We start from the raw sequence: 14532 nt of genomic DNA, 5'->3' as shown, positions 1-14532 counted from the left end.
GGCCTGACCCACCGAGGTGCTGAGTCCTGGGCTGCTGCGCAGCCCAGCGGGGCGACGTTTCGCTAGATCCCCTCGCCACAGACGCTACCGCCTCACCACAGGTTGGATTCCTTCACCCCCGGATCGCCCAATTGCTCCCTACCAAATGTGTAGTCGGCCAGTGTCAGTCGACCATCAAAACAGAAAATAGCGCTGCGCCATCGGCAGCACCTCAGCCGGTTCGCACCACAGCAACACCCCGTCGGCCTTGACCTGGTAAGTCTGTGGATCGACGTCGATGCTCGGCAGGTAGTCGTTGTGGATCAGGTCGGTCTTCTGCACGTCGCGGCAACCTTTGACCACGGCGATTCTTTTCTTCAGCCCCAGTTGTTCCGGCAACCCGGCCTCGGCAGCGGCCTGGCTGATGAAGGTCAGGCTGGTGGCATGACGCGAGCCGCCAAAGCTTGCGAACATCGGTCGGTAGTGCACCGGTTGTGGCGTCGGAATCGAGGCGTTGGCGTCGCCCATCAGGCTGGCGGCAATCGCGCCGCCCTTGAGGATCAGCGTCGGCTTGACGCCGAAGAACGCCGGGCGCCACAGCACCAGGTCGGCCCACTTGCCCACTTCGATGGAGCCCACCTCATGGCTGATGCCATGGGTGATCGCCGGATTGATGGTGTACTTGGCGATGTAGCGCTTGATGCGGAAGTTGTCGTTGCCCTCTCCATCCCCAGGCAGGGCGCCGCGTTGCTTCTTCATCTTGTCGGCGGTCTGCCAGGTACGCGTGATGACTTCGCCGACGCGGCCCATGGCCTGGCTGTCGGAGCTGATCATCGAGAACGCGCCCAGGTCATGGAGAATGTCCTCGGCGGCGATGGTCTCGCGGCGGATGCGGCTCTCGGCGAAGGCCACGTCCTCGGCGATGCTCGGGTCCAGGTGATGACAGACCATCAACATGTCCAGGTGTTCGTCGATGGTATTGCGGGTGAACGGCCGGGTCGGGTTGGTGGAACTGGGTAATACGTTGGGGAAACCGCAGGCCCTGATGATGTCCGGCGCATGCCCGCCACCGGCACCTTCGGTGTGGTAGGTGTGGATGGTGCGGCCCTTGAACGCGGCGAGGGTGGTTTCCACGAAGCCCGACTCGTTGAGGGTGTCGGTGTGGATCGCCACCTGCACATCGTATTGGTCGGCCACGCTCAGGCAGTTGTCGATGGCCGCGGGCGTGGTGCCCCAGTCTTCGTGCAGCTTCAGGCCGATGGCCCCGGCCTTGACCTGCTCGATCAACGGCTCCGGCAGGCTGGCGTTGCCCTTGCCGGTCAGGCCGATGTTCATCGCGAATGCATCCGCTGCCTGGAGCATGCGCGCCAGGTGCCACGGGCCGGAGGTGCAGGTGGTGGCGTTGGTTCCGGTGGCCGGGCCCGTGCCGCCGCCGATCATGGTGGTGACGCCGCTCATCAGGGCTTCTTCGATCTGCTGCGGGCAGATGAAGTGAATATGGGTGTCGATGCCGCCGGCCGTGAGGATCATGCCCTCGCCGGCGATCACTTCGGTGCTGGCGCCGATGGCGATGGTCACGTCGGGCTGGATGTCCGGGTTGCCGGCCTTGCCGATGGCGGCGATGCGGCCGTCCTTGAGGCCCACATCGGCCTTGACGATCCCCCAGTGGTCGATGATCAGTGCGTTGGTGATCAGCGTGTCGACCACTTCGGCGGCCAGCAGTTGACCCTGGCCCATGCCGTCGCGGATCACCTTGCCGCCGCCGAATTTCACTTCTTCGCCATAGGTGGTGAAGTCTTTCTCCACTTCGATCCACAACTCGGTGTCGGCCAGGCGGACCTTGTCGCCGACAGTGGGGCCGAACATGTCGGCATAGGCTTGTCTCGAAATCTTCATGTGCTTGCCTTGGAATTCGATTGGATGTTGAAACCGTTCGCTGCGCTCACTCATCGCGAGCAAGCTCGCTGCCACATTTGATCGCGTTCCCCTGTGGGAGCGAGCCTGCTCGCGATGAGGCGGGTGCAGGCACCCATGACTTACAGGTCGCCCATGACCCGCCCGGCAAACCCGAACACCCGGCGATGCCCGGCCAGGTCCACCAACTCCACTTCCCGGCTCTGACCCGGCTCGAAGCGCACGGCGGTGCCGGCGGGGATGTTCAGGCGCATGCCGCGACTGGCGGCGCGGTCGAAGCTCAAGGCATCGTTGGTCTCGAAAAAGTGAAAGTGCGAGCCGACCTGGATCGGCCGGTCGCCCTGGTTGGCGACGGTGAGCGTCAAGGTGCGGCGACCGGCGTTGAGCTCGATGTCGCCGGGCTGGACCTGGTATTGGCCTGGAATCATTGCGGTTGCCCCAAAGTCTTGTAGTAGATGGCGGTCGGGCTGTAGGTGCCGTCCGGGCTCTGGCAGTAGTCGGGCAGTTCGCCGACGCGGGTGTAGCCCATGGCGCGGTAGAACGCTTCGGCCTCGGAGCCGGCCTCGGTGTCGAGGTACAACAGGCCGCGCTTGTGCTGGCGAGCGCCGAGTTCCAGGGCGCTCATCAATTGCTGGCCCAGGCCCCGGCGCCGGGCATCGCCGCGCACCAGCAACTTCTGCACTTCGGCACGGTTGAGGCCGTTGGGCTTCTGGCACAGGGCAAGCTGGACACTGGCCTGGACCTGTTCATCCTTGACCACCACCCACAGCAGCAGGTGGCCCTGGTTGAGGCTGGCCTGGACCTCGTCGAAATAGGCGCGGGCCTGGGTCGCATCGAGGTCGGCCATGAACCCCACGCTGGCGCCGTTTTCGACGGCGTCGAGCAACAGGTCGATCAGGCCCTGGCGGTAATGCGCAAAGCTTTCAGCGTGGACTCGACGCAACTGGGCGGGATTCATCGGCTTTTCACTCCTTGTGCAAGGCTGGCGCTGGCGCACCGGGGTTGAGGATCAACTGCATGAAGGTCAGGTCGAGCCAGCGACCGAACTTGACGCCCACCTGGGGCATCTGTCCGGTGACGACGAACCCGGCCCGCTCATGCAGGCGGATCGAGGCCGCGTTGCCGCTTTCGATGGCCGCGACCATGACATGCTTGCCGCAGGCCCTGGCACGTTCGATCAGCGCCGCCATCAGCCGTGGGCCGAGGCCATGGCCGCGTTGGTCGCTGCGCACGTACACCGAATGCTCCACGGTGTGCCGGAAGCCGTCGAAGGGACGCCAGTCACCGAACGAAGCGTAGCCGAGCACATGCCCTTGGCCTTCGATCACCAGGACCGGATATCCCTGGGCCTGCCGGCCGTCGAGCCAGGCCTGGCGGTTGTCCAGGTCCACGGCCTGTTCGTTCCAGATGGCCGTGGTGTTGAGCACCGCGTCGTTGTAGATGTCGCGCAAGGCCGGCAGGTCTGCGGGGCGAGCGTCGCGAATCTGGTAGGTCATGAGGTGGCCTCAGGCGATGGGCTGGTGGACGGTGACCAGCTTGGTGCCGTCGGGAAACGTCGCCTCGACCTGGATTTCCGGGATCATTTCCGGGATGCCTTCCATCACTTGCTCGCGGCTCAGCAGGGTGGTGCCGTAGTGCATCAGTTCAGCCACCGTCTGGCCGTCCCGGGCGCCTTCGAGCAGAGCCGCGGAAATGTAGGCCATGGCCTCCGGATAGTTGAGCTTCAGACCACGGGCCAACCGTCGTTCGGCGACGAGGCCGGCGGTGAAGATCAGCAGCTTGTCTTTTTCGCGTGGGGTCAGGTCCATGTGCAATCCATAAGGGCAGATAAATAGTTTGCGCTGTAAACACGCCCCCTGTGGGAGCGAGCAAGCTCGCTCCCACAGAAAGCAGATCAAGTGCTCCAGATTCTCGGTGGTACGGCCTCTCTTCCGAGCAATGCGGGCCTGAGCAAGCGCCATAATTCAATCAACCATCCCCGCGCCAGCAGCGCCTCGCTCGCCAGGCAGCGGGCCACGACCAGGCCCGGCAGCTGGGTCAGGTCGCCGCGCACCGCTTGGCCCAGGGATCGGCATCGCTCCAGCAGCTGGCTGTCGATCTCGCCGGTCACCAGCATCGTGGCAAACACCGGGTCGCCACCCAGCCCGATGGGCGAATCCAGCAGCCCGTCACCGCCCGTGATGCGCTGGCGCTCATGCCACAGCAACTGGCCGTTGCGGCGAATGTCCAGTCGCGATTGAAAGTGTCCCAGGTCGAACCGCTCGCCGCTGGCCGGTCGGCCGAGGGCGACCATGTCCCAGTAGAACAGGCGTGCGTCGCCCTGCAGATCGATACGCGTGCTGAGTTCGGCCTGGGCCGCGCTGAAGACGATGGTTTCCTGGGGCAACCATTCCAGTGTCGCGCCGGCCGCCACGCTCAGGTTCAGTTGCTGATAGGCGGGCCCCGCTGCGCGGTACCACTTGGCCGCGCCCGGGCTGGTCAGTTGCGTCCAGGCGCCAGGGCCGACGTGGGCCGAGATGTCCAGCCGGTCACCGCCGGCAATCCCGCCGGGCGGGTGGACGATGATGTGCTGGCACACCTCGGGACCTTCGGCGTACAAGTGCTTCTGCACCCGCAGCGGGCCTTTGTGACGGCGCTGTACCGGGCGTGTGCACTCACCGAATCGGGCGTAGCCCAATTCCAGCTCGGCGTGCCAGCTGGGAGTGAACAGGGCCGGAGGCGCCAATGAACAGACAGGTAGATTCATGATTTCTGATTATCGTCAGGACGCTACAGACTAGATCGTAACCAGCCCGCGCACACCCTCGGCTTCCATATTTTCTCCGCGCCCCTGCTGCACGATCTCGCCCCGGGACATCACCAGGTATTGATCGGCCAGTTCGGCGGCGAAGTCGTAGAACTGCTCCACCAACAGAATCGCCATGTCACCCCGGGCCGCCAGTTTCTTGATCACCGCCCCGATTTCCTTGATCACCGACGGCTGGATGCCTTCGGTGGGTTCGTCGAGGATCAGCAGCCGCGGGCGACTGGCCAGGGCCCGGCCGATGGCAAGCTGTTGTTGCTGCCCACCGGAGAGGTCGCCTCCGCGGCGCTGTTTCATCTGCAGCAACACCGGGAACAGTTCATAGATGAACGCCGGTACCTCCCGGGCTTCGGACCCCGGAAAGCGCGACAGGCCCATCAGCAGGTTTTCTTCCACGGTCAACCGTCCGAAGATTTCCCGGCCCTGGGGCACATAGGCGATGCCCGCGTGGACCCGCTGGTGCGGCTTGAACGCTGTGATGGCCTTGCCTTCCCAATTCACCGCGCCTTCCCTGGCTGGCAACAGGCCCATCAGACATTTGAGCAGCGTGGTCTTGCCCACGCCGTTGCGCCCCAGCAGGCAGGTCACCTCGCCCACCTTGGCGTCGAACGACAGGCCTCGCAGGATGTGGCTACCGCCGTAGTACTGGTGCAGCTTGTCGACTTGCAGCATGTTCCAGATTCTCCTGAAGTTCCCTGTGGGAGCAGCATTTGCCGCTCAGCGACCGAGATACACCTCGATCACCCGTTCGTTGTCCTGTACCTGCGCCAGTGACCCTTCGGCCAGTACGCTGCCCTGGTGCAGCACGGTGACGTGGTCGGCGATGGTGCCGACGAAGCCCATGTCGTGTTCCACCACCATCAGCGAATGCTTGCCCGCCAGGGTCTTGAACAGTTCGGCGGTGAAGTCGGTTTCGGCGTCGGTCATGCCCGCCACCGGCTCGTCGAGCAGCAGCAATTGCGGGTCCTGTACCAGCAGCATGCCGATCTCCAGGAACTGCTTCTGCCCGTGGGACAACAACCCTGCCGCGCGGTTGACCGACGGCGTGAGGCGGATGGTCTCCAGCACTTCGTCGATGCGGTCGCGCTGCTCGCCGGTCAGTCTGGCCCGCAGGCTGGCCCAGACCGATTTGTCGGCCTTCAATGCCAGCTCCAGGTTTTCGAACACGCTCAGGGCCTCGAATACCGTGGGCTTCTGGAACTTGCGACCGATACCGGCCTGGGCAATCTGCACCTCGCTCATGCTGGTCAGGTCCAGGGTCTCGCCGAACCAGGCCTTGCCATGGCTGGGGCGGGTCTTGCCGGTGATCACGTCCATCAAGGTGGTCTTGCCCGCGCCGTTGGGGCCGATGATGCAGCGCAGCTCGCCGACGCCGATGTACAGGTTCAGGTCGTTCAGGGCCTTGAAGCCGTCGAAGCTGACGCTGATGTCTTCCAGGGTCAGGATGGTGCCATGGCGGGTGTTCAGGCCGACGCCCGCCGCCTGGCCGAGGCCGATGGCGTCGCGGCTGCTACCGGCGTCCTTGTTGGGCTCCGTGGGGAAGAAAGCAGGTTCGAGCATGAATTCGACACTCGCTGTGATTCTCATTGTTCAGCCCTTTTCTTCAGCAGGCCGATCACGCCCCTGGGCAGGTACAGGGTCACGACGATGAACAGCGCACCGAGGAAAAACAGCCAGTATTCCGGGAAGGCCACGGTGAACCAGCTCTTCATGCCGTTGACCACGCCGGCGCCCAGCAGGGGGCCGATCAACGTGCCGCGCCCGCCGAGTGCCACCCACACGGCGGCCTCGATGGAATTGGTCGGCGACATTTCGCTGGGGTTGATGATGCCTACCTGGGGCACATACAGCGCGCCGGCCAGGCCGCACAGGATGGCGCTCAATACCCAGACGAAGAGCTTGAAGCCCCGTGGATCGTAGCCGCAGAACATCAGGCGGTTTTCCGCGTCCCGCAGGGCGGTCAGTACCCGGCCGAACTTGCTGCGGGCCAGTCGCCAGCCGATGAACAGGCTGGCCACCAGCAACAGCACGGTGAGCAGGAACAGTACGGCGCGGGTGCCGGGTTCGGTGATGCCGAAGCCCAGGATCGAGCGGAAATTGGTGAAGCCGTTGTTGCCACCGAAACCGGTTTCGTTGCGAAAGAACAGCAGCATCCCGGCGAATGTCAGGGCCTGGGTCATGATCGAGAAATACACGCCCTTGATCCGCGAGCGAAAGGCGAAGAACCCGAAAACCAGCGCCAGCAGCCCCGGCGCCAGCACCACCAGGCACAGGGCCCAGAGGAAGCTGTCGGTGCCGGTCCAGTACCAGGGCAGTTCGCTCCACGACAGGAAGGTCATGAAGGCCGGCAAGCCATCCCCGGCGGCCTGGCGCATCAGGTACATGCCCATGGCGTAGCCGCCCAGGGCGAAGAACAGGCCGTGGCCCAGGGACAACAACCCGGCGTAGCCCCAGACCAGGTCCAGCGCCAGGGCGACGATGGCATAGCAGAGGATCTTGCCCACCAGTGTCAGGGTATAGGCCGACACGTGCAGTGTGTTGTCCGGTGGCAGCAGCGACAGCAGCGGCAGGCTCAGCAACAGTGCCAGGATCACCGCGCCAACGATGAAGGTGGTTTTGGGACCGGCCTTTTGCGCGGCCGTGAGCATCAGGGGCTGGTTCATCAGTCGATTACCCGTCCTTTGAGGGCGAAGAGGCCTTGCGGACGCTTCTGGATGAACAGAATGATCAGCGCGAGGATCAGGATCTTGCCGAGCACCGCGCCGATCTGCGGCTCGAGAATCTTGTTGGCGATGCCCAGGCCGAACGCGGCGGACACGCTGCCGGCCAACTGGCCGACGCCGCCCAGGACCACCACCAGGAACGAGTCGATGATGTAGCTCTGGCCCAGGTCCGGGCCGACGTTGCCGATCTGGCTCAGGGCCACGCCACCGAGCCCGGCAATGCCCGAGCCGAGGCCGAAGGCGAGCATGTCCACGCGACCGGTGGGCACGCCGCAGCAGGCGGCCATGTTGCGGTTCTGGGTGACGGCGCGCACGTTCAGGCCCAGGCGGGTCTTGTTCAGCAACAGCCAGGTCAACACCACCACGAACAGCGCGAAGGCGATGATCACGATACGGTTGTACGGCAGCACCAGGTTCGGCAATACCTGGATCCCACCCGACAGCCAGGCCGGGTTGGCGACCTCGACGTTCTGCGCGCCGAACACCAGGCGCACCAGCTGGATCAGCATCAGGCTGATGCCCCAGGTGGCGAGCAGGGTTTCCAGCGGGCGCCCGTAGAGGTGACGGATCACCGTGCGCTCCAGGGCCATGCCGATGGCGGCGGTGATGAAGAACGCCACTGGCAGGGCGATCAGCGGATAGAACTCGATGGCACCCGGCGCGAAGCGCTGGAACAGCATCTGCACGACATACGTGGAGTAGGCCCCCAGCATGAGCATCTCGCCGTGGGCCATGTTGATCACACCCAGCAGGCCGAAGGTGATCGCCAGGCCCAGCGCCGCCAGCAGCAGGATCGAACCCAGGGACATGCCGCTGAAGGCCTGGCCCAGCAGTTCGCCCACCAGGAGCTTGCGCTTGACCTGGCCGAGGCTGGTTTCGGCGGCGGTGCGCACGCCGGCATCGGTTTCGACGCCGGGTTCGAGCAGGCCTTCCAGGCGTGTGCGAGCCAGTGGGTCGCCGGTTTCACCCAGCAGCCGGACGGCGTTCAGGCGCACGCTCGGGTTGCTGTCCACCAGTTGCAGGTTCGCCAGGGCCAGGCTCAGGGCGGCGTGCACATCTTCGTCCTGTTCGCCGGCCAGTTGCCGGTCGAGGAATGCCAGTTGCGCCGGGCGGGCGCTTTTTTGCAATTGCTGCGCGGCGCCCAGGCGTACGCGGGCATCCACGGCGAGCAGTTGATGGCTGGCCAGGGCGGTTTCCACCAGCCCTCGCAAGCGGTTGTTCAGGCGCAGGGTCTTCGGCTGGCCATCGATGGTCAGTTGGCCCTGCTGCAAGGCGTCGATCAGTTCGACACGCTCGGGCTCAGGTTGCGCGGCCCAGGTTTCAAGCAACCTGGCCTGCTGGGTCGGGTTGGCGGCGACGAAGTCTTCGGCGTCACCGGCGTGGGCCTCCAGTGGCAGCAGTAGCACCAGGGCGAGAATGAGGCGGTAAAGGGCAGTGGGCATATGCTAGGCCTTGCGCAGTGCTTTTTGTGGGAGCGAGCTTGCTCGCGATAGCGCAGTCTCAGTCACTGTTCTTCTGGCTGATCCACCGCTATCGCGAGCAAGCTCGCTCCCACAGGGTTGTGTATCGGCCCGGGGATCCGGGCCGACACCCATGGACTCAGTTGCTCTTCACCGCATAGTCAGGCTTCTTGTCGTTGCCGGCGATGAACGGGCTCCACGGTTGGGCACGGATCGGGCCTTCGGTCTGCCAGACCACGTTGAACTGGCCGTCGGCCTGGATCTCGCCGATCATCACCGGCTTGTGCAGGTGGTGGTTGGTCTTGTCCATGGTCAACGTGTAGCCCGACGGTGCCGCGAAGGTCTGGCCGGCCAGGGCTTCGCGAACCTTGTCGACGTCGGTGGACTTGGCTTTTTCCACCGCTTGCGCCCACATGTGGATACCCACGTAGGTGGCCTCCATCGGGTCGTTGGTCACGGCCTTATCGGCGCCCGGCAGGTTCTTGGCCTTGGCGTAGGCTTTCCAGGCTTCGACGAATTTCTTGTTCGTCGGGTTATCCACGGATTCGAAGTAGTTCCAAGCGGCGAGGTTGCCGATCAACGGTTTGGTGTCGATGCCGCGCAGTTCCTCTTCGCCCACCGAGAAGGCCACCACCGGCACGTCGGTGGCCTTGAGGCCCTGGTTCGCCAGTTCCTTGTAGAACGGCACGTTGGAGTCGCCGTTGACCGTGGAGATCACGGCAGTCTTGCCACCGGCCGAGAATTTCTTGATGTTGGCGACGATGGTCTGGTAGTCGCTGTGGCCGAACGGGGTGTAGACCTCTTCGATGTCCTTGTCCGCCACGCCTTTGGAATGCAGGAATGCGCGCAGGATCTTGTTGGTGGTGCGTGGGTAGACATAGTCGGTGCCCAGCAGGAAGTAGCGCTTGGCGCTGCCGCCTTCTTCGCTCATCAGGTATTCCACCGCCGGGATCGCCTGCTGGTTCGGCGCCGCGCCGGTGTAGAACACGTTCGGCGACATTTCTTCGCCTTCGTACTGCACCGGGTAGAACAGCAGGCCGTTGAGTTCTTCGAAGACCGGCAGTACGGATTTACGCGACACCGAGGTCCAGCAGCCGAACACCACTGCGACTTTGTCCTGGGTCAGCAGCTGACGACCTTTTTCCGCGAACAGCGGCCAGTTCGACGCTGGGTCCACGACCACCGCTTCAAGCTTCTTACCGTTGACTCCGCCCTTGGCGTTGATCTCGTCAATGGTCATCAGCGCCATGTCCTTGAGGGACGTCTCGGAGATCGCCATGGTGCCGGACAGCGAATGCAGGATGCCGACCTTGATGGTCTCGGCGGCCTGGACGGTCCAGGCCATGCCCATCGCGGCAATGCTGGCCGAGAGTGTAAAAGCCTTGATCAAGCTACGACGCTTCATGGTGCGATCTCCGTGGACTTATGAATTTTTTTCGAAGGCAGATGCAGACGCTGAAGGCGCTTTTGCAAGGGGTGTGCCCGGTCGGAAAAACACCCGTAAACAGGGAGTTGGCAATGACGGGAGCAGAACTTCTGCACCATCAGCGAACGCGTCATGGGTATTGGTGCGAAGGGATGCGCCACATTGGCGCGCAGTGGGACAAGTGCCCTCCGGGAACAAGCCAGCTATGGCGAGGGGATTCATCCCCGCTGGGCTGCAAAGCAGCCCAACCAGATAGATGGCGACGGCAGGTTCCTGGGACTTCTGCGCAGCCCGACGGGGCGGTGCGACGTTTCGCTCAATCCCCTCGCCACAGGGCGAGTCGGTGACAAGTCAGCGGCGGCGCATCAGGCCGATGAAAAACAACCCGCCAATGGCAGCGGTGGCCACACCGATCGGCAAGTCCTCCGGTGCGATCAAGGTCCGGGCGGCCACGTCCACCCACACCAGGAACAGGCTGCCCAGCAGTACGCAGGCCGGCAGCAGTCGTCGATGTTCGGCACCCACCAGGCGCCGGGCGATGTGCGGCACCATCAGCCCGACGAACCCGATCGAGCCACTGATGGACACCAGCACGCCGGTCATCAGCGAGGCGATCAGGAAGATCCATACTCGCACTTTCGGCGCATTCAGGCCCAGGGTCACGGCGGTCTGCTCGCCGGCCATCAATGCATTCAACGGGCGAGCCATACCCAGCAGCAACACCAGCCCCAGCAGCACACTGGCAGCCGGCACCGCCAGCAATTCCCAGCGCGCCAGGCCCAGACCGCCCAGCATCCAGAACATCACCGCGGAGCTGGCGCGATGGTCACCGACAAACAGCAGCAGATTGGCCACCGCCATCATCACGAAGGATACCGCCACGCCGCACAGCAGCAGACGATCGCTTTCCAGGCGGCCCTGGCGGCTGGCAATCGCCAACACCAGCAGCATGCTCAGCAAGGCGCCGATGAACGCCGCCAGGGGCAGGGTCAGCAGGCCGACGATTTCGCCGACATGCAGCACCACGATCACCGCGCCCAGGGTCGCGCCGGAAGTGACGCCCAACAGATGTGGATCCGCCAGTGGGTTACGAGTCACCGCTTGCAGCACCGCACCGATCAGCGCCAGTCCCGCTCCAACCAGGGCGCCGAGGAGCAGGCGCGGGACGCGGATCAGCCACACGATGTGTTCCTGGCCGGGTGTCCAGTGGACTTGGCCTGCCCCGAAAGCCTTGTTCAGCAGGATGTCCCAGACCACCCCCACCGGCACCCGCGCCGGCCCGAAGCCCAGGGACACCACGCATGACACCAGCAGCAACGCGCCGAGCAGCACCAGCAGCGCGCCATAGCGACGTGTGGTCATCGGGCGTGGAATCCCTTCGCCAGGGTTTGCACCGCCAGTACGTTATCGATGCCCGGCGTGGCCTGGACATAAGGGATCACGATGAAGCGCCGCTGCCTGATCGCCTCCACCGACTGCAGGGCCGGATTGCTCAACAGGAACTGCTTTTTCTGCTCGGCGCTGACTTCACCGTAGTCGACGATCACGATGACCTGGGGGTTGCGCTCCACCACGTTCTCCCAGTTCACCCGGGTCCAGCTGGTCTCCACGTCGTCGAGAATGTTGCGTCCGCCCGCCGCCTCGATCAGCGCCTGGGGCATGCCCAGGCGCCCGGAGGTCATGGCCCGGTCTTCGCCGCTGTCATACAGGAACACCCGCGGTCGATCGGCGGGCAACTGTTCGCGGACTTCGGCCACTTGTGCCTGCATCGTGGCGATGAGTTCATTGGCGCGATCCTGGACGTCGAAGATCTTGCCGAGGTTGCGCAGGTCGTTATAGGTATCTTCCAGGGACGCCGCCGGACGTTTCATCACGAACGCGCAGGACTCGGTCAGCTCATACACATTGACCCCCAGGGGTTGCAGGGTCTGCGGTGTCAGGTCGCCGCCCACGCGCATGCCGTAGTCCCAGCCGGCGAAGAAGAAGTCCACGTTGGCATCGAGCAGGGTTTCCACGGAGGGGTACTTGGCCGCCAGCTCCGGCAGGCCTTCGAGGATCTTCGCCATCTCGGGAGTCACCGACTTCCAGCCACTGATGCCGCTGTAGCCCACCATGCGTGGCTTGAGCCCGAGGGCGAGCATCATCTGGGTCATGTTGATGTCATGGCTGACGGCGTGCCGGGGGGCCTGGTCGAACACGACCTGGCGGTTGCAGCTTTCGATCGTCAGCGGGTAGCGGGTGGCTTCGGCCAGGGCGTGGGCACTGCACAGCAGCATGGGCAGAAGCAGCAGGGAACGCAGGGTCATGGTTGGGTTATCCAGGTGATTCGTGGGTAGCCGGCCAGGGGATGTTCGTCCACCAGGGCTTCGATACCGAACACTTCGCGCAGCAGCGCGGCGGTCAGGACTTCTGCCGGCGTGCCGCTGGCGACGATCTGGCCGTGGTCGATCACGTACAGCCGGTCGCAGAAGGCAGCGGCGAGGTTCAGGTCATGGAGGCTGGCGAGGGTACCGATGCCGAGGCCCTTGATCAGTTGCAGCAGTTGCAGCTGATAGCGGGGATCGAGGTGGTTGGTCGGCTCGTCGAGGATCAGCAGTTGTGGCTGCTGGGCCAGTGCGCGGGCAAGGATAACCCGTTGTTTTTCACCGCCCGAGAGGGTCGCGAATGCATGGTCGCCAAAGCCTTCCAGACCGGCCGATGCCAGTGCCTGGCGCACAAGCCGCCGATCCTCGTGATCGTCGCCATCGAACAGGCCTTTATGAGGAGTGCGGCCCATGGCGACTACTTCTTCCACCGTCAGGCCGAAGGCGTCGGGAAACTCCTGCAGCACCACGGCGATGCGTTGAGCGCACCAGCGCGAGGATTGTTGCCAGACGTTGTAATGGGCCAGCTTCACCTCGCCATGTTCCGGTCGGCTGAAACGATAGGCGCAGCGCAACAGGCTGGTCTTGCCACTGCCGTTGGGCCCGATCAACCCGACGAATTCACCTGCCGCCACCTGCAGCGTGACGTCCCGCAGCTGGAACTGATGATGGCAGTGACCGTGGCCCAGGGGCGTCCAGGCGAGATGGGTGAGGGACAGGGAGGTCATGCATCTACTCAAGTCATGGTGGCGCGCGCATCCCACAGGGTTGTGTTCGCGTTTTTCCAATAGCGGGCGCGATTGTAATGGTTCACGCCGCTTTCCGTTAACGCGCCGTCTTCAATCGCAGGATTAGATTGGCTCCGGTTGACAGCTCGTCCTGCAACAGGGGTAGTGATTGCGTTGTAGCTTTGCCGTCTAAAAAAGAGCGAGGTAATTCCTAATCAGTTAAATGCACTGTCATTTATTACAGTTTATCTGGTTGCGGTTGGCTTTTACTCTGGAGTCTCCACTACTCATCATGAGGATGAATCGATGAACCGCTTGATAAATGGACTTACCCTGGCAGCATTGCTGGCAGGTATTCATCAAATCGCGCTGGCGGATGACTGCACCGAGGGGTGGCGCAAAAGCTCGGCCGCCCAGAGTTGCGGGGCGCAAGGCCAAGGAATAGGGGGCGGCTGGGCCGATATCAAGGATGAAGGCAACGGGCAGTGCTTGCTTCATACCTGGTGCACGGTAGGCCCAACCCACAATGGCATGCCAAACTCCTTCCGTGGCACGCCCGATACGCTGTCCAAGCTGCAAAATATCAACGGAGTGCTCAAGGTCGCTCCATGACTTTGAAAGGCGTCGAGGTCGGGCAGCGCGGAATCAGCGTCGACTCCGCGCTTGCCGTTTTGCCCCGAATGCTGTCGCTTGCGACCGAAGTGGTCTGAAGCGGCATTGGTATCGAGAATGACCGCAAGGCCTGTTGGATGCGGGTCGGCCTGCTTCTCCTCAAGCGAGGTTGAAAGCCATGACAATGTCCAGGTTTCGGGTGTTTGTCGGCGTGCTGACCTTCTGGTGTCTGTTCATCCGCCCTGCTGCTACTTCCGAGCTTTCCTGCGAGCAGGCATGGGGAGCCAACCCCATCAGCTCCAGCTGCAAGGCGACGGTGAGCGCCGTGGAGGGGCGCCCACCTCGCGCGATGATCGAGCCTCAGGGCAACGGGCAATGCCGGATCACCGTGACGTGCAGAAACGCCTACGGTGGAGGCACGCCCAACGAGGTCGAAGGGGTCAGCGTCATCGAGGTGAAAAGTCTTCACATCTGCAACGGCATCCTTCAACGGGAGTCCTGTGGGGACCTGTTTCGACCCTGAT

At 63.6% G+C, this 14532-nt stretch carries 16 protein-coding genes; 2 read left to right on the top strand and 14 right to left on the bottom strand.

Features of this window, described 5'->3' with window-relative positions; translation table 11 throughout:
• Window positions 1–174 precede the first annotated feature (174 nt).
• From ureC to BT179_RS16840, 14 genes are all read right to left on the bottom strand, one after another.
• Window positions 175–1875 carry an urease subunit alpha gene (gene ureC / locus BT179_RS16905; protein ID WP_072397908.1) on the bottom strand — a complete coding sequence of 567 codons (1701 nt, stop codon included), beginning with the start codon at window positions 1873–1875 and terminating at the stop codon, window positions 175–177.
• A gap of 140 nt (window positions 1876–2015) precedes the next feature.
• The gene (locus BT179_RS16900; protein ID WP_072397863.1) at window positions 2016–2321 is read right to left on the bottom strand and encodes an urease subunit beta; all 306 of its coding nucleotides are present in this window, start codon (window positions 2319–2321) and stop codon (window positions 2016–2018) included.
• Window positions 2318–2851 (bottom strand): GNAT family N-acetyltransferase, encoded by a 534-nt coding sequence (locus BT179_RS16895; protein ID WP_072431714.1) that lies wholly within the window; start codon window positions 2849–2851, stop codon window positions 2318–2320. The genes BT179_RS16900 and BT179_RS16895 overlap by 4 nt, the downstream gene beginning before the upstream one ends.
• A gap of 7 nt (window positions 2852–2858) precedes the next feature.
• Entirely contained in the window at window positions 2859–3389 is a 531-nt protein-coding gene (locus BT179_RS16890) for a GNAT family N-acetyltransferase (protein ID WP_072397861.1), read from the bottom strand.
• A 9-nt stretch (window positions 3390–3398) separates the two neighbouring features.
• Entirely contained in the window at window positions 3399–3701 is a 303-nt protein-coding gene (gene ureA, locus BT179_RS16885; protein WP_003197350.1) for an urease subunit gamma, read from the bottom strand.
• 86 nt (window positions 3702–3787) lie between these two features.
• On the bottom strand, window positions 3788–4639 hold the full coding sequence (locus tag BT179_RS16880) for an urease accessory protein UreD (protein WP_072431715.1): 852 nt from the start codon (window positions 4637–4639) through the stop codon (window positions 3788–3790).
• Window positions 4640–4669: 30 nt separating this feature from the next.
• Window positions 4670–5368, bottom strand: coding sequence for an urea ABC transporter ATP-binding subunit UrtE (gene urtE / locus BT179_RS16875; protein WP_072397859.1), 699 nt, complete (start codon window positions 5366–5368; stop codon window positions 4670–4672).
• Window positions 5369–5413: 45 nt separating this feature from the next.
• The gene (gene urtD / locus BT179_RS16870; RefSeq protein WP_072431716.1) at window positions 5414–6283 is read right to left on the bottom strand and encodes an urea ABC transporter ATP-binding protein UrtD; all 870 of its coding nucleotides are present in this window, start codon (window positions 6281–6283) and stop codon (window positions 5414–5416) included.
• Complete coding sequence (urtC, locus tag BT179_RS16865; protein ID WP_072397857.1) at window positions 6280–7359, bottom strand: urea ABC transporter permease subunit UrtC; 1080 nt, start codon at window positions 7357–7359, stop codon at window positions 6280–6282. The genes urtD and urtC overlap by 4 nt, the downstream gene beginning before the upstream one ends.
• A complete protein-coding gene (urtB, locus tag BT179_RS16860) occupies window positions 7359–8861 on the bottom strand; it encodes an urea ABC transporter permease subunit UrtB (protein WP_072431717.1) in 1503 nt (500 codons plus the stop codon). Before urtB ends, urtC begins: the two co-directional genes overlap by 1 nt.
• A gap of 157 nt (window positions 8862–9018) precedes the next feature.
• Window positions 9019–10284, bottom strand: coding sequence for an urea ABC transporter substrate-binding protein (urtA, locus tag BT179_RS16855; protein ID WP_072397855.1), 1266 nt, complete (start codon window positions 10282–10284; stop codon window positions 9019–9021).
• Window positions 10285–10656: 372 nt separating this feature from the next.
• Entirely contained in the window at window positions 10657–11667 is a 1011-nt protein-coding gene (locus BT179_RS16850; protein ID WP_072397854.1) for a FecCD family ABC transporter permease, read from the bottom strand.
• Window positions 11664–12611 carry an ABC transporter substrate-binding protein gene (locus BT179_RS16845; RefSeq protein ID WP_072397853.1) on the bottom strand — a complete coding sequence of 316 codons (948 nt, stop codon included), beginning with the start codon at window positions 12609–12611 and terminating at the stop codon, window positions 11664–11666. The genes BT179_RS16850 and BT179_RS16845 overlap by 4 nt, the downstream gene beginning before the upstream one ends.
• Window positions 12608–13396, bottom strand: a complete 789-nt coding sequence (locus BT179_RS16840) for an ABC transporter ATP-binding protein (RefSeq protein WP_072397852.1) — start codon at window positions 13394–13396, stop codon at window positions 12608–12610. Before BT179_RS16840 ends, BT179_RS16845 begins: the two co-directional genes overlap by 4 nt.
• Before the next feature lie 306 nt (window positions 13397–13702).
• Here BT179_RS16840 and BT179_RS16835 point away from each other — a divergent pair, with 306 nt between their 5' ends.
• Window positions 13703–14008, top strand: coding sequence for a hypothetical protein (locus BT179_RS16835; RefSeq protein WP_072397851.1), 306 nt, complete (start codon window positions 13703–13705; stop codon window positions 14006–14008).
• Window positions 14009–14186: 178 nt separating this feature from the next.
• On the top strand, window positions 14187–14531 hold the full coding sequence (locus tag BT179_RS16830; protein WP_072431718.1) for a hypothetical protein: 345 nt from the start codon (window positions 14187–14189) through the stop codon (window positions 14529–14531).
• Window position 14532 lies beyond the last annotated feature (1 nt).

The organism is Pseudomonas sp. NFACC43 (genome assembly GCF_900119645.1).
In the GTDB taxonomy this organism is placed as follows: Bacteria; Pseudomonadota; Gammaproteobacteria; order Pseudomonadales; family Pseudomonadaceae; genus Aquipseudomonas.
Note: the sequence above shows the minus strand (reverse complement) of the source record. Positions and strands in the feature narration are given on the sequence as shown.

What these genes read in the sequence shown, in the direction of transcription:
- ureC (WP_072397908.1), bottom strand. Translation starts at nt 1,875, where the DNA reads ATGAAGATTTCGAGACAAGCCTATGCCGACATGTTCGGCCCCACTGTC.
- BT179_RS16900 (WP_072397863.1), bottom strand. Translation starts at nt 2,321, where the DNA reads ATGATTCCAGGCCAATACCAGGTCCAGCCCGGCGACATCGAGCTCAAC.
- BT179_RS16895 (WP_072431714.1), bottom strand. Translation starts at nt 2,851, where the DNA reads ATGAATCCCGCCCAGTTGCGTCGAGTCCACGCTGAAAGCTTTGCGCAT.
- BT179_RS16890 (WP_072397861.1), bottom strand. Translation starts at nt 3,389, where the DNA reads ATGACCTACCAGATTCGCGACGCTCGCCCCGCAGACCTGCCGGCCTTG.
- ureA (WP_003197350.1), bottom strand. Translation starts at nt 3,701, where the DNA reads ATGGACCTGACCCCACGCGAAAAAGACAAGCTGCTGATCTTCACCGCC.
- BT179_RS16880 (WP_072431715.1), bottom strand. Translation starts at nt 4,639, where the DNA reads ATGAATCTACCTGTCTGTTCATTGGCGCCTCCGGCCCTGTTCACTCCC.
- urtE (WP_072397859.1), bottom strand. Translation starts at nt 5,368, where the DNA reads ATGCTGCAAGTCGACAAGCTGCACCAGTACTACGGCGGTAGCCACATC.
- urtD (WP_072431716.1), bottom strand. Translation starts at nt 6,283, where the DNA reads ATGAGAATCACAGCGAGTGTCGAATTCATGCTCGAACCTGCTTTCTTC.
- urtC (WP_072397857.1), bottom strand. Translation starts at nt 7,359, where the DNA reads ATGAACCAGCCCCTGATGCTCACGGCCGCGCAAAAGGCCGGTCCCAAA.
- urtB (WP_072431717.1), bottom strand. Translation starts at nt 8,861, where the DNA reads ATGCCCACTGCCCTTTACCGCCTCATTCTCGCCCTGGTGCTACTGCTG.
- urtA (WP_072397855.1), bottom strand. Translation starts at nt 10,284, where the DNA reads ATGAAGCGTCGTAGCTTGATCAAGGCTTTTACACTCTCGGCCAGCATT.
- BT179_RS16850 (WP_072397854.1), bottom strand. Translation starts at nt 11,667, where the DNA reads ATGACCACACGTCGCTATGGCGCGCTGCTGGTGCTGCTCGGCGCGTTG.
- BT179_RS16845 (WP_072397853.1), bottom strand. Translation starts at nt 12,611, where the DNA reads ATGACCCTGCGTTCCCTGCTGCTTCTGCCCATGCTGCTGTGCAGTGCC.
- BT179_RS16840 (WP_072397852.1), bottom strand. Translation starts at nt 13,396, where the DNA reads ATGACCTCCCTGTCCCTCACCCATCTCGCCTGGACGCCCCTGGGCCAC.
- BT179_RS16835 (WP_072397851.1), top strand. Translation starts at nt 13,703, where the DNA reads ATGAACCGCTTGATAAATGGACTTACCCTGGCAGCATTGCTGGCAGGT.
- BT179_RS16830 (WP_072431718.1), top strand. Translation starts at nt 14,187, where the DNA reads ATGACAATGTCCAGGTTTCGGGTGTTTGTCGGCGTGCTGACCTTCTGG.